21 protein-coding genes and 1 tRNA gene are annotated in these 20,716 nt (G+C 63.9%); 8 read left to right on the top strand and 14 right to left on the bottom strand.

Translation table 11 applies throughout. From position 1 onward, the window contains the following. Nucleotides 1-266: 266 nt before the first annotated feature. Both A6E15_RS07330 and A6E15_RS07325 read left to right on the top strand, forming a co-directional pair. Nucleotides 267-533 (top strand): DUF5827 family protein, encoded by a 267-nt coding sequence (locus A6E15_RS07330; protein ID WP_066295899.1) that lies wholly within the window; start codon nt 267-269, stop codon nt 531-533. Beyond that, nucleotides 530-1,360: an ATPase gene (locus A6E15_RS07325; RefSeq protein WP_076145101.1), complete on the top strand. Its 831-nt coding sequence runs from the start codon at nt 530-532 to the stop codon at nt 1,358-1,360. Before A6E15_RS07330 ends, A6E15_RS07325 begins: the two co-directional genes overlap by 4 nt. A 21-nt stretch (nt 1,361-1,381) precedes the next feature. Here the strand turns inward: A6E15_RS07325 and A6E15_RS07320 are convergent, their stop codons facing one another. Continuing rightward, nucleotides 1,382-1,960, bottom strand: coding sequence for an MBL fold metallo-hydrolase (locus A6E15_RS07320; protein ID WP_076145099.1), 579 nt, complete (start codon nt 1,958-1,960; stop codon nt 1,382-1,384). 171 nt (nt 1,961-2,131) lie between these two features. Here A6E15_RS07320 and A6E15_RS07315 point away from each other — a divergent pair, with 171 nt between their 5' ends. Together A6E15_RS07315 and A6E15_RS07310 are read left to right on the top strand one after the other, a co-directional pair. Further along, nucleotides 2,132-3,358 carry a helix-turn-helix transcriptional regulator gene (locus A6E15_RS07315; RefSeq protein ID WP_076145097.1) on the top strand — a complete coding sequence of 409 codons (1,227 nt, stop codon included), beginning with the start codon at nt 2,132-2,134 and terminating at the stop codon, nt 3,356-3,358. A 120-nt stretch (nt 3,359-3,478) separates the two neighbouring features. Continuing rightward, nucleotides 3,479-3,553: transfer RNA gene (locus tag A6E15_RS07310), tRNA-Glu, on the top strand. Between the two features lie 117 nt (nt 3,554-3,670). Here A6E15_RS07310 and A6E15_RS07305 read toward each other — a convergent pair. The 9 genes from A6E15_RS07305 to A6E15_RS07265 all read right to left on the bottom strand — a co-directional run bounded on the left by A6E15_RS07305 (nt 3,671) and on the right by A6E15_RS07265 (nt 10,585). After that, complete coding sequence (locus tag A6E15_RS07305; protein ID WP_076145096.1) at nt 3,671-4,744, bottom strand: CNNM domain-containing protein; 1,074 nt, start codon at nt 4,742-4,744, stop codon at nt 3,671-3,673. A 196-nt stretch (nt 4,745-4,940) separates the two neighbouring features. Continuing rightward, nucleotides 4,941-5,369, bottom strand: a complete 429-nt coding sequence (locus tag A6E15_RS07300; protein WP_076145094.1) for a universal stress protein — start codon at nt 5,367-5,369, stop codon at nt 4,941-4,943. Between the two features lie 73 nt (nt 5,370-5,442). Beyond that, nucleotides 5,443-6,357: a universal stress protein gene (locus A6E15_RS07295; RefSeq protein WP_076145092.1), complete on the bottom strand. Its 915-nt coding sequence runs from the start codon at nt 6,355-6,357 to the stop codon at nt 5,443-5,445. A gap of 61 nt (nt 6,358-6,418) precedes the next feature. Further along, a complete protein-coding gene (locus A6E15_RS07290) occupies nt 6,419-6,820 on the bottom strand; it encodes a universal stress protein (RefSeq protein ID WP_076145090.1) in 402 nt (133 codons plus the stop codon). Between the two features lie 91 nt (nt 6,821-6,911). After that, the gene (locus A6E15_RS07285) at nt 6,912-7,373 is read right to left on the bottom strand and encodes a DUF2267 domain-containing protein (RefSeq protein ID WP_076145089.1); all 462 of its coding nucleotides are present in this window, start codon (nt 7,371-7,373) and stop codon (nt 6,912-6,914) included. Nucleotides 7,374-7,473: 100 nt separating this feature from the next. Continuing rightward, the gene (locus A6E15_RS07280) at nt 7,474-7,968 is read right to left on the bottom strand and encodes an adenine nucleotide alpha hydrolase family protein (RefSeq protein ID WP_076145087.1); all 495 of its coding nucleotides are present in this window, start codon (nt 7,966-7,968) and stop codon (nt 7,474-7,476) included. Nucleotides 7,969-8,196: 228 nt separating this feature from the next. Next, nucleotides 8,197-8,721, bottom strand: coding sequence for a carboxymuconolactone decarboxylase family protein (locus A6E15_RS07275; protein ID WP_076145085.1), 525 nt, complete (start codon nt 8,719-8,721; stop codon nt 8,197-8,199). A gap of 2 nt (nt 8,722-8,723) precedes the next feature. After that, nucleotides 8,724-9,179, bottom strand: coding sequence for a MaoC family dehydratase (locus A6E15_RS07270; RefSeq protein ID WP_076145083.1), 456 nt, complete (start codon nt 9,177-9,179; stop codon nt 8,724-8,726). 83 nt (nt 9,180-9,262) lie between these two features. Next, nucleotides 9,263-10,585, bottom strand: a complete 1,323-nt coding sequence (locus A6E15_RS07265) for an MFS transporter (protein WP_076145082.1) — start codon at nt 10,583-10,585, stop codon at nt 9,263-9,265. A gap of 182 nt (nt 10,586-10,767) precedes the next feature. On the opposite strand from A6E15_RS07265, the gene A6E15_RS07260 reads away from it, so the two are divergent. After that, entirely contained in the window at nt 10,768-11,697 is a 930-nt protein-coding gene (locus A6E15_RS07260) for an NAD-dependent epimerase/dehydratase family protein (RefSeq protein WP_076145080.1), read from the top strand. Nucleotides 11,698-12,364: 667 nt separating this feature from the next. Here the strand turns inward: A6E15_RS07260 and A6E15_RS07255 are convergent. Both A6E15_RS07255 and A6E15_RS07250 read right to left on the bottom strand, forming a co-directional pair. Then, entirely contained in the window at nt 12,365-13,054 is a 690-nt protein-coding gene (locus A6E15_RS07255; RefSeq protein ID WP_076145079.1) for a hypothetical protein, read from the bottom strand. Nucleotides 13,055-13,056: 2 nt separating this feature from the next. Continuing rightward, complete coding sequence (locus A6E15_RS07250; RefSeq protein WP_076145077.1) at nt 13,057-13,917, bottom strand: DUF4330 family protein; 861 nt, start codon at nt 13,915-13,917, stop codon at nt 13,057-13,059. A gap of 525 nt (nt 13,918-14,442) precedes the next feature. Here A6E15_RS07250 and A6E15_RS07245 point away from each other — a divergent pair. Further along, nucleotides 14,443-15,516, top strand: coding sequence for an NAD-dependent epimerase/dehydratase family protein (locus tag A6E15_RS07245; protein WP_076145075.1), 1,074 nt, complete (start codon nt 14,443-14,445; stop codon nt 15,514-15,516). A 196-nt stretch (nt 15,517-15,712) separates the two neighbouring features. Continuing rightward, on the top strand, nt 15,713-17,149 hold the full coding sequence (locus A6E15_RS07240) for a sugar transferase (RefSeq protein ID WP_076145074.1): 1,437 nt from the start codon (nt 15,713-15,715) through the stop codon (nt 17,147-17,149). Here the strand turns inward: A6E15_RS07240 and A6E15_RS07235 are convergent. Beyond that, nucleotides 17,098-18,465, bottom strand: coding sequence for a nucleotide sugar dehydrogenase (locus A6E15_RS07235; protein ID WP_076145072.1), 1,368 nt, complete (start codon nt 18,463-18,465; stop codon nt 17,098-17,100). The two genes, A6E15_RS07240 and A6E15_RS07235, sit on opposite strands and share 52 nt — an antisense overlap. Then, nucleotides 18,462-19,442, bottom strand: a complete 981-nt coding sequence (locus tag A6E15_RS07230; protein WP_076145070.1) for an NAD-dependent epimerase/dehydratase family protein — start codon at nt 19,440-19,442, stop codon at nt 18,462-18,464. Before A6E15_RS07230 ends, A6E15_RS07235 begins: the two co-directional genes overlap by 4 nt. Before the next feature lie 155 nt (nt 19,443-19,597). Between A6E15_RS07230 and A6E15_RS07225 the strand changes: the two genes are divergently transcribed. Continuing rightward, entirely contained in the window at nt 19,598-20,689 is a 1,092-nt protein-coding gene (locus A6E15_RS07225; protein ID WP_076145069.1) for a glycosyltransferase family 4 protein, read from the top strand. Nucleotides 20,690-20,716 lie beyond the last annotated feature (27 nt).

Here is a 20,716-nt window from a genome sequence, read left to right as displayed (position 1 = left end):
GTCCCGCGCTAACGCTCGGTCGCGTTGCTCCCGCGCTCATCCAACGGAAGACGCACCGCGTCTTCCGAGCAGTCGCTCGTTTCACTCGCGACAACCTCGCGCAGCGTTACGCCGCGGTTCGCCACGGTGGCGAACCGCGGCCCAGCGCGCGCCACCGCACTCGCGGGGATCGGCTCTCGTCTCGACGCCGGCCGTGCGCAGGTACTCGCGGTCCGGCCCGACTCCCGAACGAATCATTTAGGCGTCGGCCGGCGGTACGAGGGCGTATGCCCGTACCCAAATCGGAGTTCGAGAGTCTCCCGCCGTGTGACTTCTACACCCCCGCGGAACTGCTCGAGGAGGACCGGATGTACACCGTCTACGAGATCGCCCGCATGCTTCAGGGCCTCGAGCCGGACGCCGACATCGACCGCGAGACGGAGGACATCCTGCTCGACTGGGCGATTCCGTGGGTGATGACCAACGCCGAGGACCTCGTGGTCGCCGAACCCCGCGACGAGGACGAACCCGGCTACTACGGCCTGCGGGAATGATCTTGCTCGTGGTCGGTGCCGACCGCGTCGATGCCGGCAAGACCACGTTCTCGGCCGGCCTGCTCGAGCGGACCGGCGCGGTCGGCTACAAGCCCCGCGCCGGCAACGACTTCTGGTTCGACCACGACGACTGTCGTCGAGCCCTTTCCGACGGGCGGCTGTACGGCAAAGACGCCGCGCGGCTCTCGGCGGCCGACGGCCGCGAGCGGCCGCCCGAGCGGCTCAACCCCGTCCACCGGCTGTGGCGGCCCGCTCCCGACGGCGGGACGGGACTGCTCGGCCGCTCGAACCGGGAGTTCGTGGTCGATCGGATCGGTCGCGAGGCCGACGACCCCCTGTTCGTTCGCAACGCCACCGCCGATGTTCCCGATCGGGTCGCCGAGGCGCTCCCGCTTTCCGACGCCGTCCCCGTCGAGACCGTTGCCGAGTTCAACGCCCTCGCCGAGCGGGAGTACGTCCCCGCCTTCGAGCGACTTGCCGCCGAGATCGAGGCCACGGAGGTCGCCGTCGTCGAGTCTTACAGCGACATCGCGCTCCCGCTCGACTCCCTCGAGCCGGCGTCGATCGCGGCCGTCGCGGCCGTCGAACCCGGTCGCGTCCGGCTCTATTCGGGAGACCGCTACTGCCGGGCCTGCGAGGTCGCCAGCTCCAGCCCGCGAGACGGTGCCGTCGAGAAACGCGTCCCCGACGCCCTCGAGTATCTCGATCCACTCGAGCGGGTTCGACTGCCGGCGCTCGGGGCCGACGAACGGAAAGACCCCGCACGGATCGCCGGCGCGTACGCGGACGCGTACGACGCGCTGCTGGACGCCGCCGGCCGGGCGTAGACCGCAAAGAACGCCCGCGGGTCAGGACTGGCGGGCCATCCGCGCCGAGAGCTCGACGTGATCGTACGGATCCGTCGTCACGCTCGGCCCGTGGCCCGTATGCATCTCCTCGAGGTCGGGGTCGATCCGCTCGCGGACCCGGTCGATGCTCTCGATCAACGCCGCGCGGTCGCCTTCCTCGAGGTCGGTGCGGCCGAAGCTCCCGTTCTGGAAGATCAGGTCGCCGGCGAAGAGGACGCCGGCCGGCTCCGAGTAGAAACAGAGGTGGTCGTTCTTGTGGCCGGGCGTATGCAGCGCGACGTAGTCGTGGTCGCCCAACTGAACCGTTTCCTCGTCGTCGATGGCGTGATCGACGCCGTCGATCGCGGTGTCAAAACCCCAGGCGTCGACGCCGAAGGCGTCTCTGACCGCCGCGAGGTTGCCGACGTGGTCACGGTGGGTGTGGGTGAGAATTACCGCCTCGAGATCGTCGACGTGGTCGCGGGCAGCAGCGACGGCGTCGAAGTTCGCACCGGTATCGACGACGACGGGTCGGTCGCCGTCGACGAGGAAGACGTTGCTGGTAAACGCTCGGACGCCCTGCGCGAGATTGGCAATCATAGCCGGCGGTACGCGGTCGATCGGTTTGTGGGTATCGACACGGCGGCGTGGCGTCCGCCACGACAGGTGCGTCGAGTGTCCTGCCGGACCGTCACGGGGTCGACTCCGGCCCCATCGGTTCGGTACCGATATTCACAAGCATTTTTAGCTCCGGCACGTAGTGGGGCATGAATGAATCGGCCGGGCTCCGTCGGACTCGTCGTCCTTCTCGTTCTCTCGTCCGTCCTCGCCGTCGGCGCACCGGCATCGCTTGCGGCCGGCGGGCCGGGCGATACCGTCTCGACGACGACGGCCGAGCCACAGACTGGGGCCGCGATCGCTCCCCAGGACTCGCGGGGGCTGCTCAGACAGGACACGCGGGAGTTCGACAATACGACGTTCGAGATCCGCGTCCACGAGAACGGCAGCGCGACCTGGACGTTCCGTTACGAACAGCGGTTTACCGACGACGAGAACGCGACTCGAACCCGGGAGAACTTCGAGGCCTTCGCCGAGGAGTTCCGGGCGAACGAAACGGGCCTCTACGACCGGTTTACCAACCAGTCACGCGAACTGACTCGAGCCGGCGTGCAAGAGACCGGCCGGGAGATGGAAGCGGCGAACTTCCGGCGATCGGCACGGATCGAAGACCAGTTCACGCCGACCGGGGTCGTCGAGATGTCGTTCACGTGGACGAACTTCGCCGACGTTCAGGACGACCGGATCGTCGTCGGTGACGTCTTCGATGGGGTGCCACTCTCCGCAGAGCAGGCGATCATCATCGAAGCCGGCGGCGATCTGACCTTCCGGTCGATCGAACCCGACGACGCCCGGTACGCCGGCGATTCGCTCGCGGGCGCGGAGTCGGTTCGCTGGAGCGGCGACCGAGAGTTCATCGACGGTCGGCCGCGGGCCGTGTTCGACCGCCCCGATTCGGCCGCCATCGGCGACGGCAACGCGGGGCCGCTCGGGGGAATGGCCGGCGGGGGCCTCGTTCCGTTCCTCGTCGGTGCCCTCCTGATCGTCGTCGCCGTCGCGGCCGCCGTCTGGTATCGACGATACGGCCCCGGCAGCGACGACGAATCGGCGTCCGACGACGCCGAACCGACGGCTCCCGCTGAGGGTGCGGCCGCCGGTCCCGGTTCGACCGCCGATTCAGTCACCGACTCCGAGTCGACCTCCAACGAGGAGTTGCTGACCGACGAGGACCGCGTCGTCAAACTCATCCGCGAGAACGGCGGCCGGATGAAGCAGGTCAACATCGTCGAGGAAACCGGCTGGTCGAAGTCCAAAGTGAGTATGCTACTCTCTGACATGGAAGAGGAAGGCACGATCAGCAAACTCCGCGTCGGCCGCGAGAACATCATCAGCCTCGAGGGGTTCGAGCCCGAGGCGACCAAGTCCCCCTTCGAAGAGTAGGTCGTTCGACACCGATCCGCGTGAGAGGGTTCAACACTCCCGAGACGAAACGGAATGCTTAAACGTCAAACGGCGCTACGATGGAATACACTCGCGACGCGTCGAAACGCGACGCAGCGCGCTCCGATGGTGTAGTCCGGCCAATCATATTGCCCTCTCACGGCAATGACCAGGGTTCGAATCCCTGTCGGAGCATTTCTCCGCAGACAACTCGAGCAGCGATGCCTGCAGGCGGACACCAGTTCCGATCCCGCCGAGGTGGTGACGGCGAGGGAGGTGAACACGAGGCGAGTATGACGATGTCCGTCGGCGTTACGAACGTTTCTGCAGCAAGCCGTCGTTCACGACGAGTGGATCCTCGAAGTCACCGACCAGTGCCTCGAGGGCGTCGGTCGCCGTCAGTAGTCCGACGACGGTCCCGTCGGCTTCGACGAGCGCGAGTTCCTGCTGTGCCGCCTGTAGTTCGTCGATCGCGTCGCTGACGTGCATGTCGGCGGGCAGCGTCATCGGCGGCGTCGCGATGTCGGCGAAGGACGCGTCGCCGTTTCGCAGGTCGTCGATCCGGTCGACGACCGTCGGAGCGTAGACGATGCCGACGAACGACTCGGGGGCCTCCTCGATCAGCGGAAACCGGGTGTGTGGGCTCGAGCCGATCCGATCGACGTTCTCCGCGGTGGAAGCCGTCGTCGAGAGGAAGGTGACGTCCTCGACGGGCGTCATCTCGTCCTCGACCGGCCGGTCGCCGACGGTCAGGGCGTTGATGATCTCCTCCCGGCGGTCGTCCGGGACGTCGCCCTGCTCGAGGACCGACGCGAGTCGGTTCCGGAGTTCGGCACGCGTTTCGATGATCTCCGTCTCGGTCTCGAGCCACGCACCGGTCATCTCGATCCCGAACCGGTGTAGCGTCCACTTCGCGACGGCGTCTCCGAACCAGATCACGGGCGAGAGGAGTTTCGCGAACCAGTACAGCGGGGTGGCCCCGTACCTCGCGACGAACTTCGTTCGCTCGACGCCGAGGTAGGTCGGCGTCTGTTCGCCGTGGGTGAGATGAAGGAGGTTGATGATAACGAACGCGAGGACGGCACCGGCACCCGCGGAGGCGAGTGCGGTGTTCTCGAAGACGGGACGGATGATCGTCGCGAGGGCCGGTTCGGCGATGATGCCGACGGCGATGCTCGTCCCGCTGATGCCCACCTGACAGCTGGTTAGATAGATCTCGAGTTCGTTGGTCATCTCCCACGCGCGCCGCAGCCCCGGTTTGTCGAACTCGGACTCGGGATACTGTCGAACGCGAGTGAGCGCGAACTCGATCGCGACGAAGAAGGCGTTTGCCAGAATGAGAGCGATGCCGGCGACCAACCGAACGCCGATTTCGACGGGTTCCATGAACTGACGATTCGCCGAGAGTTCATATAAAGACGCTGCTACTTTCCGGCGGGTTGGAACGTCGGGGTCCGCCGTCGGCGCTGACGGCACACTCCCACGTCGGTCAATGGCTGGCCGTCCTCGGTCGGCCGACGGGCGTCACTCCCGCAAGCGCCGTCCGCGACGTGAGTCCGTTCCGCGGGGACGGTCGATCTGGTCAGTCGCGGGCGACGATAACTGGAATCGGCGATCGGCGAACCACTTTTTCGGCGACGCTGCCGAGCAAGACGCGCGACATTCGGTCGCGGCCGTGGCTGCCGATAACGATCGTCTCGTAGCCGTCCGTCGTGGCCGACTCGATAATCTCCTGATCCGGCTTTCCGGTCGCGATTTCGGTCTCGAGATCGCGGCCGTGGTCCGCGGCGAGATCGACCGCTTCCTCGAGGATATCGCGTCCCTCATCGCGGCCGCGTTCGGTGGCCGGAACCCGATCCTCGGGGTCCCGAAACGCCATCCAGTACCCGTCCGGAACCGGAACGACGTACAGGGCGGTAAGCTCCGCCTCCGGAAACGTCTCGATCGCGTACTCGAGTGCGTCTTTCGCCGGTTCTGACCCGTCGTAGGCAACGAGGAGTCGCTCACCCATACCGGCCGCTACGACGACCAGCGGTATAATACCGCAACCGTGGTCGAACTGCCGGCAGATCCGTCGCCGCCGCTCAGGCGCCGCTCATCGGAACGCAAACCACCGGCAACTCGGCGTTCCGGACGACGTTTTCGGTCACGCTTCCGAGGAAGTGTCGCTCGAGTCCCGAGCGGCCGTGTGTCCCCATCGCGATGAGATCGATATCGTTGCCGTCGGCGTAGTCCAGGACGACCCTCGCCGGCGGTCCCGTTGCGATCGTACCCGTGAGGCTGCAGCCGCGCTCTCGCGCGCGTTCGCGGACCGACTCGAGGGCGTCCTCCCCGGGACGCTCGAGTTCGGCTAGGATCTCGCCGGGCTCTGCCTGCGGCGAGAACCGTCTCGTGTCGACCGAGTAGATCGCGTGGGTCATCGCGTCGAAGGCGGTCGCGAGCGCCAGTCCCCAGTCGACGGCGACCGCGGCACCGTCGCTGCCGTCCGTCGGCAGGAGGACGTTCCGGACGGTGTCCTCGGTGAGCGGCGCGTCGCTCGCCGCCGGCGGCACGACGAGTATCGGGGCCTCGACGGTCCGGAGGACGTTTTCGGTCACGCTTCCGAGAACGACGCGTCTGACACCCGTTCGTCCCTTCGTTCCCATCGCGACGACGTCGATGTCGTTTTCCTCGACGTAGCGGTCGATGACCCGAAAGGGCCTCCCCCGGTCGGTCGTCGTCGTGACCTCGCAGTCCGGATACCGGTCCTGGACCATCGACGAGACGGACGCGACGGCCGACTCGGCGTCGTCCTCGAGGGCGGCCCGCTGTTCGTCCAGATCCGACTCGAGAACGGACGCGACCCCCTCGATCGCCGACGCGTCGACGACCGAGAGGACGTGAACGGTCGCATCGGCCATCGCGGCGAGATCCGCGCCCCGTTTCGCCCCCACGAGCGCGCCGTCACTGCCGTCCGTCGGCAAGAGAACCGACTCGATCGTATCTGTTGTCGGAGACATCGGGGCGGACTTCGTTTTCCCGCCGATTAATGCTATGGGGGATCGGGGACGCGGCAGTCGGTCACTCGACGAGCAACACCGGGACCGTCGCCTCCTCGGAGACGCGTTTCGACACGCTCCCGCGAACGAGATGGTCGAGTTCCCGATGGCGACCGATGACGATCAGGTCGACATCGCTGTCGGCGGCGTAGTCGAGAATCGCGCGATGACGGAGGCCGTGTGTCACGGCACACGAGACTCGATCGACACCGGCAGCCGTCGCCCGATCGCGGACGTGCTCGACCGCCTGTCTGCCGACGTCCTCGAGATCGCTGAACTCGATGCCGGGCGCGATCGCGGCGGAGTTGACCACGTACAGCGCGTGGAGCGTCGCGTCGTGTTCGGCGGCGAGCGCGATCGCTTCGTCGATCGCCCGTTCGGTCTCCTCGCGCCCGTCGGTCGGAACGAGAATTCGGTCGTACACGCCGTGTCCTTCGTCGACACGACCATTAATCGCTGGGATCGGTGACGGCGTTCGTACGACGGCGGTCGTCTCGCCGCGAGTCGGCCGGCGATCACTCGCCGTCGGGTTGTGGCCCGCCGCCGGTCTGGGCCTCTTCGGCGTCGCCCCAGCCGCCGGCGTCGACGATTTCGAACAGCTTCTCCCAGTTCTCGTCCGACTGGTCCTCGGGAAGTTGGTCGCGGAGTTGCCGGAAGTCCGACTCCGGAACCTGCGTCCGGACGAGATCGACAATAACGCGGGCGTGGTACGCGGCGTCGGACGGATCCGTGTTCTCGATGTCGCTCACCCGCGAGACGAACTCCCGCCAGTCGAACCGCTGGCCGTGTTCGTCGACTGCTCCGGTCAGGTACCAGTCGATTTCCATGGGCAGCGAGGCCGCGAGGTCCTCGGCCGCGCCCTCCGGGAGCCGCTGGCCGAGCGTCACGAGCGTGGCCCTGATCGCGCGGACGGTCTCGCCGGTTCCGGGTAGCTCGAGCCGATGCTGGACGTCGCCGGTAAACTCGTCGAAGTTCATGGGTTCGGTGATCGCACACCGCTCGGCGGCATAAAACCACCCCGTCGAGCCGATCCGTCGAAGGCCGCCGATCGGCCTCTGACACCGGGTATCGCGATCGCTACGTCGAGCCCGTGTCCCGGTAGAAGTCGGGATGGGGATCGAGGGCCTCGAGCGTCGGCGGCGTCGGCTGGCGAACGACGAAGACGTCGTACGATTCGTCGGCGGCGACGTGGACGCCGACGCTCGTCAGCGGCGTCACGACGCGGCCGACGTTGTCGCTTCCGAGGAACACGACGCTCGGATCGTGGTTTCGTATCAGTCGCTCGATATGGCCGGCGAGCCGTTCTTCGGGCGGAAACTCGCGGATCCGTTCGCACTCGAACGCCGCCGACGGCGCGAGCGTCCGGACTCGGTCGCGAAGGCGTTCGACGACCGCATCGACGTCGTACGGTTCGTCCTCGTCGATCCAGCCTTTCTCCCGCGCGTATCCCTTTCGCTCCGGGACGACGACGACGGCCGCGATCCCCTCCTCGAGTGCGGCGTCGTACTCGACGGCTCTGACGAGCGCGGCTTCAGCGAGTTCCGATCCATCGAACGGGACGACGAAGGTCATACGGTTCGTCTCGACGCCGTGGCCAATAACTCCGGTGGTGATCGCCGACCGTTCGGAAAGCCAGCTGCCCGCTCGCGATTTCGCGCCGTTTTCCGTCCGCGGCTTGTTCTGGCCCTACCCAAGCGGGTACCGCGATTTCCTCGACCCGAATCTTCGTTGAGTGTCGTTTCGAATCGGGTCGACAGGAGTCCCGAGAGCGTCGCCGAGCGAGTGACTCGCCGCGGACGGTCAGGGCTGCCAGCCGACGAACGCCTCCTCGGTTGCGACGTCGAACGCATCCAGCACCCGGGCCGTCGCGACGTAGTGAGCGGCTAACATGGCGACGCCGACGACGGTCTCGACGTCGTAGTACTCGCCGAGTCGGTCGTGGTCACCGTCGCGGGGATCGCCGAGGGCGACGCTACGTGCGTACGCGACCAGCGCCGCGTCGCGGTCCGCCAGCGCCGCGAGGTCGCCCTCGCTGATAGCGGTGATCTCGGCGTCGGTCACGCCGGCCTCGCGGCCCAGCCGAACGTGCTGGTGCCACTCGTACTCGTGCTCGAGGGCGCGGGCGGCCGCCAGAATGACTACCTCGCGTTCGCGCGCCGGCAGGACGTCCCAGAGCCGCGTCGAGTAGCGCATGTACCACTGTAGCAGCTCCGGCGCGTTGGCCATCGCTTGGAAGATGTGGGCGTCGCCGACGTCGTTCTCGGTGAACAGATAGCGGTACTCCTCGGGGAGGTCGGCGGCCTCGAGCAGCGGCACCCGGGCCATCCTCACTCCTCCCCGTCGTCCGGTCGGCGGGCGATCATGCCCAGCCCGATCCAGGAGATGACCACGTCGCCGTCCTGGTTGATCCCCTCGAGTTTGCTGTCGACGTAGCCGCGGGTCGGATCGCTCTCGGAGACGCGTTTGTCGACGATCTCGGTCCGGACCGAGAGCGTGTCACCGGGTTTGACCGGCTGCTTCCACCGGAGTTCGTCGACGCCGCGAGCGCCCATACTGGCGCGGTCCTGGATCGGGCCGTCGACGAGCATCCGCATACACATCGCGGCGGTGTGCCAGCCGGAGGCGACCAGCTCGCCGAACGCGGACTCTTCGGCGGCCTCCTCGTCCGTGTGGAACGGCTGTGGGTCGTAGCGCTCGGCGAACTCGAGTACCTCCGCTTTGGTCACGTGGTACTCGCCGAACTCCCGGGTCTCCCCGACCTCGATGTCCTCGTAGTAGCGCATGACGGTGTGGTGTGGTACGTATCGACAAGTAGCTGTGGGCTGAGGCAGGGGCGATAGGGGACGGTTCGGGCCGCCCGGCGGCGTCAGCTCGCCTGCTGGTCGATATCGGTGCCGGACTCGAGGGACCGGTCGGCGCGCGTCCGGACGTAGAGTACGGTTGCACAGGCCGCGGCGAGCAGCCCCGCGGCGGCCGCGATGGCGAACGCGACCTGATAGCCGAACTCGGTGTAGACGCGCGTCCCGTTGACGGTGTCGCCGGTCCAGTAGGCGTCGAGGGCGGCCCCGAGGACGACCGGGAAGACGGCCGCGCCGACCCAGCCCATCGTGTTGACGATTCCGATCACGGTCCCGCTCGCTCCCTCCGGGTGGCGTTCCTTGATGACGGTAAAGGCGAGCGGCACGCCGCCGCGAAGGACCCGGGAGAAGAGGAAGATCGCGCCGACGAGCAACAGGGGGACGGTCCCGAAGACGGCGAAGACCGTCCAGGTCAGCCCGAACACGACCGTCGAGAAGACGATGAGGCCGGTTCGCTTCCCCGATCGATCCGAGAGCCAGCCGAAGGCCGTCGGGCCGATCATGCCGCCGACGTTGCCCACGAGCAGGTAGACCGAGGCCTCGGTCACGGAGATCCCGTGGGTCTGGACGAGATAGGGGATCCCCCACAGGCCGAAGATCGTGATCCCGATCCCGGTCATGAAAAAGAGCATGATCCCCAGCAGCCACGTTTCCGGTTCGCGAACCGCGTCCGAGACGTATCGCTTGAGCGTCGCGGCGTCGGTCACGTCCGGGCGATCCGGCACGTCGTCGATCGGCTCGAGGCCGGCGTCGGCCGGCGAGTCGTGGGAGACGAGGAGGATGCCGACCGCGGCCGCGAGGCCCGCAGCACCGAGGCCGACCAGCGACCCCCGCCAGCCGAGTCGCGAAATGGCGATCGCCAGCGGCGTCGTCGCCGCGAGGCCGCCCAGAATGCCGACGCTGAACGTCGCGCCCGTCATCGTGCCGAACTCGTCGGGGCGAAACCAGTTCGCACAGAACCGCAGCGCCGCGACGAAGAGGACGCTGGCCCCCAGCCCGACCAGCACGCGGCCGCCGAACGCGACCGGATAGGTCGACGCCAGGCCGAACGCGACCGCGCCGGCGCTCATCACGGCGGTCCCAGCCGCGGCGATCGCCCGCGCACCGTACCGGTCCGTCAGGAGCCCCGCGGGCACCTGAAACGCCGCGTACAGGTAGAAAAACGAGGAGTGCAGCAGGCCGAGGCTGGTCGCCGTCGTATCGAACGCGCGCATCAGCTCTCCCGAGAGGACCGCGGTCGACGACCGGTGGAGGCTCACGAGGAAGAAGGCCCCCACGAGCAGTCCCCAGCCGATCCAGCGCCGTCGATACGGGTTCGAAAGCAGTCTCACCGTTTGGGGTATGCTATCATATTTGTTAAAGCTACGGCTCGAGCGGCGGGTCGGCGACACAGAGGCGGCTCGAGCGTCGATTCCCGGCCGGTCGTCGACTGTGCCCGTTCGGGTCGATCGCGGTACCTCGCCGCGCTCGGGTTTTCAAAACACCTATGGGTCGCCGACCTGCGATTCCCGATATGACTCTGGACGATCGGACCGTTCTCGTCACCGGCGGGGCGGGATTCATCGGCTCGAACCTGGCGAACCACCTCGCCGCGGACAACGACGTGACCGTCGTCGACGACCAGTATCTGGGCACCCCCGAGAACCTCGCCGAGGACGTGGAGTTCGTCGACGCGAGCGTCCTCGAGGACGACCTGCCGACGGACGTCGACGTCGTCTTCCACCTCGCGGCGCTGTCGTCCTATGCGATGCACGAGGAGGACCCGACCACGGGCGCTCGCGTGAACGTCGAGGGCTTCGTCAACGTCGTCGAGCAGGCCCGGCGGGACGGCTGTGACACGGTGGTCTACGCCTCGACCTCGTCGATCTACGGCAGCCGCACCGAGCCCTCGCCCGAGGACATGGACGTGGGCGTCAACACCGGCTACGAGGCCTCGAAGCTCGCCCGGGAGCGCTACGGCGAGTACTTCTCGAACCACTACGACGTGTCGATGGCCGGCATGCGCTTTTTCTCGGTCTATCAGGGCTACGGCGGCGCGGAGGAACACAAGGGCGAGTACGCCAACGTGATCGCGCAGTTCGCCGACGACATCGCAAACGGCGAGTCGCCGGTGCTGTACGGCGACGGCACCCAGACCCGGGACTTCACCCACGTCTCCGACATCGTCCGCGGACTCGAGGGGGCCGCGGCGGCCGAACTCGACGGGATCTACAACCTCGGAACCGGGGAGGCCTACGACTTCGAGACGGTCGTCGGGATGATCAACGACGAACTGGGGACCGACGTGGTGCCCGAGTACGTCGAAAATCCCATCCCCGAGGACGTGTACGTCCACGACACCTGCGCCGACGCCTCGAAGATCCGCGAGGCGATCGGCTGGGAACCCCAGATCGACTTCGAGGAGGGGATCCGGCGGGTCTGTGCGCAGTACACCGAAGACTGAGTACGTGGACGCTCGAAGCACTCGCTCTTCTGTGGACCACGACTTGTGCAGCGTTCTTTGACCTCCGACTCGTCGTCCACGACGTGGAGCGTCGCCGTTCCGTCATCGATACGCTCGACTTCCCCGAACAGCAGGATTCGGTCCCCGACGTACTGGTCGGTTCCCGATTCCAGAAGCTGGTCCCCGGTCGGATGCGGCCAGTTGTCGTCGGCCGTCGCCCCGTAGTGAACACAGAGCCCGCCGAGGACGACGAGCAAAACGACGTCGAGCGCAACCCTCCTGCCGGGATGCATGTATCGCCGTCCCACAGGCGTGACACGTGGTCTCCTCGTGGAGTCGCCGGTGGTTCGAGGGCGAGTCCGGGTTGGTGTACTGGTATTCCAGAGGCCCGCTATGCGAATCGAACACAAATACGGTGTGACGACATTCACTGAACGATACATGAGGGCGGCCGCCGGGGAACCCGACCGGGATCGCCGATCCCGGGGGCCCAGCGAACTGGATCCTGGTGGTTTGGAGTTTCGGATGCGACTCGTTGCGGCGCAGACCCACCGGGGAGCGATCGGCTCCCTGCGATCGGGCATCGGAAGACGTAGCCGCCGTTCCGCTGGAACCGCGGTGGCCGACTGCCCGCGTCATCGACAGCGGATTCTGGGTCTCACCGGCTCTAGCATCGGCCATCGTCCGACTCGTCAGCTCCGTCGGTGTCCCCCGTCGTTACCGTCTCCGAAGAGTCCCGCTTCTCGAGGTGCGCTGTCCGGTCCGTCGCCGTTTCGGTCATCGATGCTGCCGTCTGCTCGGTCGATGGGCGAGACTCGGGCGGCTCCGGCGGCTCGAGTGCGCGTGCCAGCAGCGTTACCGGGCGGCTCTCGCGGAGATCCGCGAGCGAGTGAGTCGATCGGAGCGCTGCAGCCGCGGGGACGATCGCGACGAGATGGGCGGCAAACAGCAGCTTCGAGAGTACCCCCAGCAGCGTGAGGCCGACCAACGATACGGCCACCCAAGCGAGCCCGAGGACACCGAGCAGTCGAAGCGGCTCTGCTCGAACAGGTACGGCGAGTGCGGCGACGATGCGGGCGGCCCGGGAATTCACGTACCCCGTCTCAAGTTCGTCTATCGCAGTCTCGAGGAGTCGGACGATCGGCCCGACGGTGTAGGTCTCTCGGAGGTCGATCACGATGACCGCCGGGTCGGGCTCGGCCGTCAGCCACCGGTAGCAGTACGACGCGCGAACGTATCTCCCGATCGTCTCACCGAGTTCGCGAAGCCGACTCCCCTCGAGTGCAGCACCGATTCGGTCCGGAAGGGACGTGAGAACCCCGACGACTCTCGATCGCTCGAGTGCGGCCTCCAGCATGGCTAGTCCGTGATCGGTTCCGACGCGCCGCGACGAGTCAGTTCACCGCTGACGTCGTAGCGATCGGTCCGAAGGGTGATCCGCGAGCCGATATCGAGCGCTCGCCCGCCGAACGTACGCGTCCCGGCTCGGTCGAACGTCACGAGGTCGACCTCGAGGTCGACGGCAACGGTCGACGAACGCTCCGATTCGGTCGTCTCGACATCGGTCACGGTCGCGATCGTTTGCCCGGCGAACCGGTACTCGTCACCGGTCTCCATCGCATCGGCCGTCGACGCCGAGACGTTTGCGTCGAGCCCCACGGTCGTTCGCTCCGTCGTGAGGGCCGTGCCCTCGTCCTCGAGCCGCTGGACCGTGCCCGTAAGGACGTAATCGGCCGTGTCGATCGTGAGCTGTTCGCCGATCCGGACTGGGGTGGTATCGAACTGGAACGCCGTCGCTGACGCCTCGGTCGATGGATACTCGCCATCGATCTCGGCACGGACGATCACGTGACCGTCACCGTCGGTCGTCGGCGAGACGTATACGTCGGTGATCGTCAGGTTGTGTCCGGCCGTGGCGACGACCGCCCGATCGCCTTCGTCGACGGCGTCGGCGACATAGTCCGCTTGCGTTCCCAGGTCGATCGTGGCATACTGTGTCGCCGGCTGGCCGTCGTCGACGGATGCATTAGTGGAGTTGGGAGTCGCTGTACCGTTAGATTCGTTGGACTCCGTCTCGGGCCCGACAGCCCCGTTGCCGCCGCCAAGGACGCCGACGACGGCGACGCCCGCGACCAGCACCGCGACGACGAGACAGGCAGCGAGTGCGTCGACGACGTTGACGACGCCGAAGAGGTTCCCCTCGTCGTCGATCAGCGGCATGGCTCCCTCCAACCGTTCATGCAGGCACAAGTCCGTCCCGGGACTATAGGTATTATCATGTCAGCATTGGCCTCAGTTTTGGGTCGAAGCCCGACAGCACGAAGCCGACACTCGAACCGACGGCGTTACTCACAGCGTCGGGCAGGGAACTGATCGACCTGTTGATTCAGCCAGATCGAACTATCGACGCGATCGGGCTCAAGAGTGGCGAATCGATATCAGCTATCCAGAAGACTGCCACGAAGCCAAACGACGCTACAGGTCAAGGGCGGACTGCGTCTGACCGAGGACAGGGTTTCTCCTCTCGGTTGCGGCCGCTCGCTTGCATCAGCGCCGTATACGACGCGCAGACGGTCGGACGGCTATAGTAGTCGCTGAAACGATTCACACACTGATCGCAACGCCGTCGTTTGATCAGGTGTGCAATGACTTTCAGCGGCTACTATAGTTCGTCTTACTCTGGGTACAAAGTCCGAGCAGTTGAATCAACAGCCTTTTGATCACTTGCTGGAACCCACTACACCGATGGACATTCTCGTCACAGGAGGTGCCGGCTTCATCGGCGGCCATCTTGCCGAGTCGTTCGCGCGTGACGGCCACGATGTAACTGTTCTGGACAATCTTGACCCGTATTACGCTGTCGGGATCAAACGACAGAACATCGAGCTCGGTCGCGCGGCAGCGCGGGAGTCCAACAGCGCTGGTGCCGACGACACACGAGTCGACGGCGGGCAGACACGACTCGAGTACGACGAGACCGAGGTTCCGGCGTCGGATACGGGCGGGAGCTACGAGTTCGCCGACGGTGACGTTCGAAACGCCGACCTCGTCGAGCGGCTGGTCGCCGACGCCGATATCGTCTACCACCAGGCAGCCCAGGCGGGCGTTCGGACGAGTGTCGACGATCCGCGGAAACCCAATGACATCAACGTCGACGGCACACTGAACGTGCTTGACGCGGCCCGCAAGACGGATGTCGAGCGCATTGTCCTTGCGAGTTCCTCCTCGGTCTACGGGAAACCCGAGTACCTGCCCTACGACGAAGCACACCCCACGACCCCCGTGAGCCCCTACGGCGTCTCGAAACTCGCCGGCGAGCAGTACGCGCGCGTCTACCACGAGGTCTACGGCCTCCCGACGGTCGCGCTACGCTACTTCACCGTCTACGGTCCGCGTATGCGGCCCAATATGGCGATCTCGAACTTTACCGCCCGGTGTCTGAACGGCGAGCCGCCAGTCGTCTACGGCGACGGGTCACAGACGCGAGACTTCACGTATATCGACGACATCGTCGGCGTCAACCGGACGCTCATGACCGACGATAGCGCCGACGGCGAAATTCTCAACGTCGGCTCGACAGGCAACATCGAGATCCACACGCTCGCGGAACTCATTCGGGACACGATCGATCCGTCGCTCGGTCTCGAGTACGCCGAGCAGCCGATGGGCGACGCCCAGCACACGCACGCGGATGTCTCGAAAGCCCGCGAACTGGTCGGCTACGAGCCGACGACGTCGATTCGCCAGGGCGTTGCGCAGTACATCGAGTGGTTCCGTGCGAATCGTGACTGGTACGAACCGTTAGTGCTGCAATCGTAACTCCCCGGGATTGCGGGTAGTAGAGGACCGGATTCACTTCGCAAGTGATCTCTGTTCTCCCGATATCTGGTCGAATATAACTAACGACCGTCATCAGGCAATCGACACCCACTCGCTAGAGGATAGAATCAACCCCTCCCCCCACCACAACATATTCAGCAAGTTTATATCATTTCCCTGCAATCGCTTGTATCGAATGTTCACTGGATGGCGATACCGTATTGTCAGTTTGATTGGAGTAATGCTGACGACTGGTATCGCTATTACTGTCGCTAACCATCCGGTGTCTCAACATCTGTTCACCACCTACGTTCCGCTCTTCAATCGCCTCGAGGTAACTCTTCTGACCGGGGAATCGCTGCAATTAGCGTTGTTTCTAAGCATCGGTATCGTTGCTGGCTGTTTATTCCCGCTCTACAAACCCCGTCCCCGTCGAATCCTCGAGACGGTGTTCATCGCACAAAAGCGAGTCGGGGTAGCGGGGCTCGCATTAGCAACACTTGGATTTTTCCAGTGGAGCCATCGATTGCCGCGGGCGACGCTCGTCATGATCGTTGGGATACTGATGCTCTTGATCCCCGCGTGGTTCGTCTGGATCCGCCGTCGACCGACCGGGTCGGACGGACGCACGCTGATCGTCGGCGACGATCTAGTCCAGATCGAACGGATCGCGCCTGAGATCAATGGGTCCGTGCTGGGCTATCTGTGTCCAACTGCCACTAGATGGAACGCTGCCACTGATGGTGGCGTTACCGTACAAAAAGACGATCTCACGGAAATCGAAAGTGAGATTGATACGCTTGAGGAATTAGACTCACTCACTCGACTTGGAGGGCTTTCTCGAATCGAAGATACGCTAGTGGAGTACGACATCGACACCGTTGTACTCGCATTTCATCACCCTGATCGTGCGGAGTTTTTCGGTACACTCGATGCCTGCTACGAGCATGGTGTCAACGCAAAAGTTCATCGTGAGTATACGGATAAGGTACTTGTTTCCGAGAACGCAGTTGGAACGCTCGTCAATATAGAGGTGGAGCCCTGGGACCCATTCGATTATATTATGAAACGAGTGTTTGATATCATCGTTTCAGGAACAGCCCTGTTCGTTCTCTCACCGCTTATCCTCCTTATCGTCCTCGCGATTAAACATGAGGGTGAAGGACCGGTCTTCTTCAGTCAGAAGCGGACATATCTGTACGGCGAAACGTTCCAGATTAAGAAATTCAGAACGTTAAAACCGAAACGAGGGGGTGAGGTCGGTACGGTCATCGAAAACGATCGCCGAACGACACTCGGAACGTTCCTTCGAACGACCCATCTCGACGAAATTCCGCAGCTATGGTCGATTTTGACGGGAAATATGAGTATCGTCGGTCCACGACCGGCACAGACGGAACTGGAGCCCGAGTTCGAAAACGAGGCGATCGAGTGGCGACAGCGATGGTTCGTCAAGCCTGGTCTCACTGGCCTCGCCCAAGTCAACGACGCAACGAGTCAAGAGCCCGCCGAGAAAATCCAGTATGATCTCCAGTACATCCGCAATCAGTCGCTGCTGTTTGACCTGAAGATTTTGATCCGTCAACTCTGGAAGGTCGTTGAAGACGTCACCGAACTCGTCGAACGTGAGTGAGTGGTTTCTAACGACTCGCCGTCACCGAGTCGGAGCACTGGCATCGATGTTTCATCTGGCAGTGTATTCTGTGCATCGAAAACGAAGGGTGCGTTCTTGAGGGCATCGTATTCGAAGGCGTCGTGATCGACCAACAGGAGCGTGGCGTCAGCGTCGGCGATCAGGTCTCGATCGATATGGCTACTCGGTTCGACCGTTTCGCCGGCGATTATCGTGGTATCGACGTACGGATCGATAGCTGTAATAGTCGCGTTCTTCGCACGGAGGTTCTCACAGATCGCCATCGCAGGTGAATTACGAATATCAGCAACGTTCGGCTTGTATGTGAGCCCGAGGACCGTAACCGAAGCGTCTTGAATCGAGTCCCCACGTGCTTTGAGTCCGGTCTCTACTTGATCAACGATGTGGGCGGGCATCGTCTCGTTGATACCATTTGCCTGCTCGACTAATCGAAGCGGTTCGTCGTGTTGGCGTCCCAACCAGGTCAAAAACTGTGGATCGACCGGAATACAGTGGCCGCCGACGCCGGGGCCGGGATAGAACTCCTGAAAGCCGAACGGCTTCGTCCCCGCAGCTTCAATCACTTCCCAGATGTCGACGTTGATTGTTTCGGCGTGGCGAGCGAGCTCGTTAACGAGAGCGATATTCACCATACGATAGGTGTTCTCGAGCGTCTTGGCCATCTCTGCAGCTTTCGTCGACGATACCGGAGCCGTACCGACGGTGACAGCGTTGAACAGTTCCTGTGCAGCGGCCCGCTCCTCGTCGCTGTCTGCACCGACGATCAGCGGAATATCCTCGAACTCGTACCGACCACCGGGGTTGATCCGTTCCGGAACAACGGCTACGAGGGTATCTTCGCCCGGATGCCGACCACCTACACGGAGTGCCGGCCGAACGATTTCGTCGACCGCTCCTGGGAAGACTGTACTGCTACAGATGTACAAAATTTCGCGATCGGGTGCATGCTCACCAACGGTCCGACTCGCCTGCCTGACGGCTTCCATATCGGGCTCACCCCCTTGAACACCCGTCGGGACAGCGACGACGAACGCATCTGCTTCGGAGAGCACGTCTGGATCACTTGCGGGAAGAAAACCGTCGTCGAGCGCCCGTTCGAGTCGCTCGTCGTCGATATCATCGATGTACGAGTTTCCACGCTGCAGGGACCGAATTCGGTCTTCGTCGATATCGAATCCGATGACCTGAAACCCGGCATTCGTGAAGTGACAGGACAGGGGTAGACCGACGTATCCGATACCGACCACCGCGACGGTCGCTGACCGTTCTTCGATCCGCTCTCGAATGCCGGTCATTGAATCTCCCCTTCCGCCCAGAGTTTGGACCGTCGTTCCTCGATCACGTCCTCGAGAATGCGATCCAGTTCCGTTTCCGGATGCCGTCCCAACGTTTCCTCGAGTTTCGTGACATCCGGTTCACGCTGCTGCGGTTCTTCGAAGTTCTCGTCGAAGGCAACTTCGTACGGGATGTGTTTGATTTCGGAGTCGGAGCCCGTGAGTTCGATGATTCGTTCCGCGAGATCGTTGATGCTCGTCGGATGCGGCGAGCCGATGTTGAACACCGAGCCGTAGGCCTCGAGTGAGTGTAGTAGTTGGTACGTCACTCGAACGGCATCTCGGACGTGTGTGAAACTCCGCGTCTGTGTTCCGTCTCCGTAGACGGTCAGTGGTTCACCTGTAAGCGCTTGCTCGACGAACGTCGGGATGACCATCCCGTACTGGCCCGTCTGACGTGGGCCGACGATGTTGAAGTACCGTCCGACGACAACGGGGAGCTCGCGTTTCCGGTTGTACGCGAGCGCCAACGCCTCGTCGACTGCCTTTGCGGAGGCGTAACTCCAGCGGAGGCTCTCAGTCGGACCGAGCACTCGGTCGTCCGACTCCGCGAACGGAACCGCTTCGGACTTCCCGTACACCTCGGACGACGACGCGATAAACACCTGCGTTTCGTCTTCGGCTGCGGTCTCGAGTACCAGTTCGGTTCCGCGTAGGTTCGTCCGCAGGGAGTCAAGCGGTGAATCGATGATCTTCTGGACGCCGACGGCGGCCGCGAGGTGGTACACGGTATCCGCGCGGCCGACCTGTTTCGAGACCACTCGGTCGTCACAGACATCGCCATCGACGACCTCGAGTCGATCCGAGTCCGGCAAGTTGGTTTTCGTTCCCGTCGAGAAGTTATCGAGAACCACGATGTCGTGATTCGTTCTCTCGAGCACGAAATCAACCAGATGAGAGCCGATAAAACCGCATCCTCCAGTTACGAGTATGCGCATTAACTATTCTTCTCTCTATGAATACACCCGCTTAACCGTTCCGGCCTATGCGCGACCGCTTTATAACCTTCCGCAAAGAAATTAATTATAAATGTTTGGACTAGGTTATAATAGATCAGCATACTCATACGTGTTCGATTTAGACTCCCTAACGAATGCGTATTCTTCGCGTCGCACAGAAACTCTATCCCGATACGAAGGGCGGTGGACAGTATCACGTCCACGCGATGAGTCGCGATCAGGCGGCGATGGGTCACGACGTGACCGTCCTAACGGTGCGGTCGGATCCCGACCTCCCCCACGTCGAAACCCGGGACGGGTATACGGTGGTCCGGTACGATCCGGCGGCGACGTTGCTGGGGAACGACATCAGCCCCGGCGTCGCCAACTATCTGGCGACGGCCGACGCGTTCGATGTCGTCCACGCTCACTCGCACCTGTACTTCTCAACGAATCTGGCGGCACTGAAACGCCGTTTCGGAGATCTCCCGCTGGCGATTACGAACCACGGCCTCTACTCGCAAAGCGCCCCCGAGAACGTCTTCCGGCTGTACCTGCGAACGCTCGGTCGGTGGACGTTCGATCAGGCCGACGTGGTGTTCTGTTATACTGACACGGATCGGGAGCGAGTACGGGAGTTCGGCGTCTCGAGTCGGATCGACGTCGTCTCGAACGGGATCGATACGGAGCGGTTCACCCCCGAGGGGGAGCCGAGCGCATCGATCGACGAGACGAGTCCGGTCGTCCTCTTCGTCGGTCGATTAGTGGACGGCAAACGCCCATCAGTGGCGCTCGAGGCGTTGCCGCGGATCCAGCGGGAATACCCCGACGCTCACCTCTATCTGTGCGGTGACGGGCCGTTGCGGGACGACCTCGAGGCACTCGCTCGAGAGTTGGATATCGACGACTCGGTCCACTTTCTGGGCCACGTACCCTACGACGAGATGCCCAAGATCTACCGCAGCGGGGACGCGCTCGTGCTTCCGAGCCGAGCGGAGGGCGTCCCGCGGACGGTCCTCGAGGCCGTCAGTTCGGGACTGCCGGTCGTCTGCTCGCAGCTCGACCAACTCGAGGACCTGGTCGCCGGTCGGGGTTCGCTGGTCGATATCGACGCCGGCGAGTCGATCGCGGCGCAGGTCACCGAGTGGCTCGGAACGGACGAGCGGGTCCCGGGTCTCGACGACGACTACGCGTGGCGGACGACCGTCGAACGGACGACCGAGCACCTCCGCTCGATCGCCTACTGAAGGTAACCCAGGTCCTCGAGTCGTTCT

It is taken from the genome of Natrinema saccharevitans, from assembly GCF_001953745.1.
Classification (GTDB): Archaea; Halobacteriota; Halobacteria; order Halobacteriales; family Natrialbaceae; genus Natrinema; species Natrinema saccharevitans.
The sequence above is the reverse complement of the archived record's forward strand: the minus strand, read 5'-3'. Positions and strand labels throughout refer to the sequence as shown.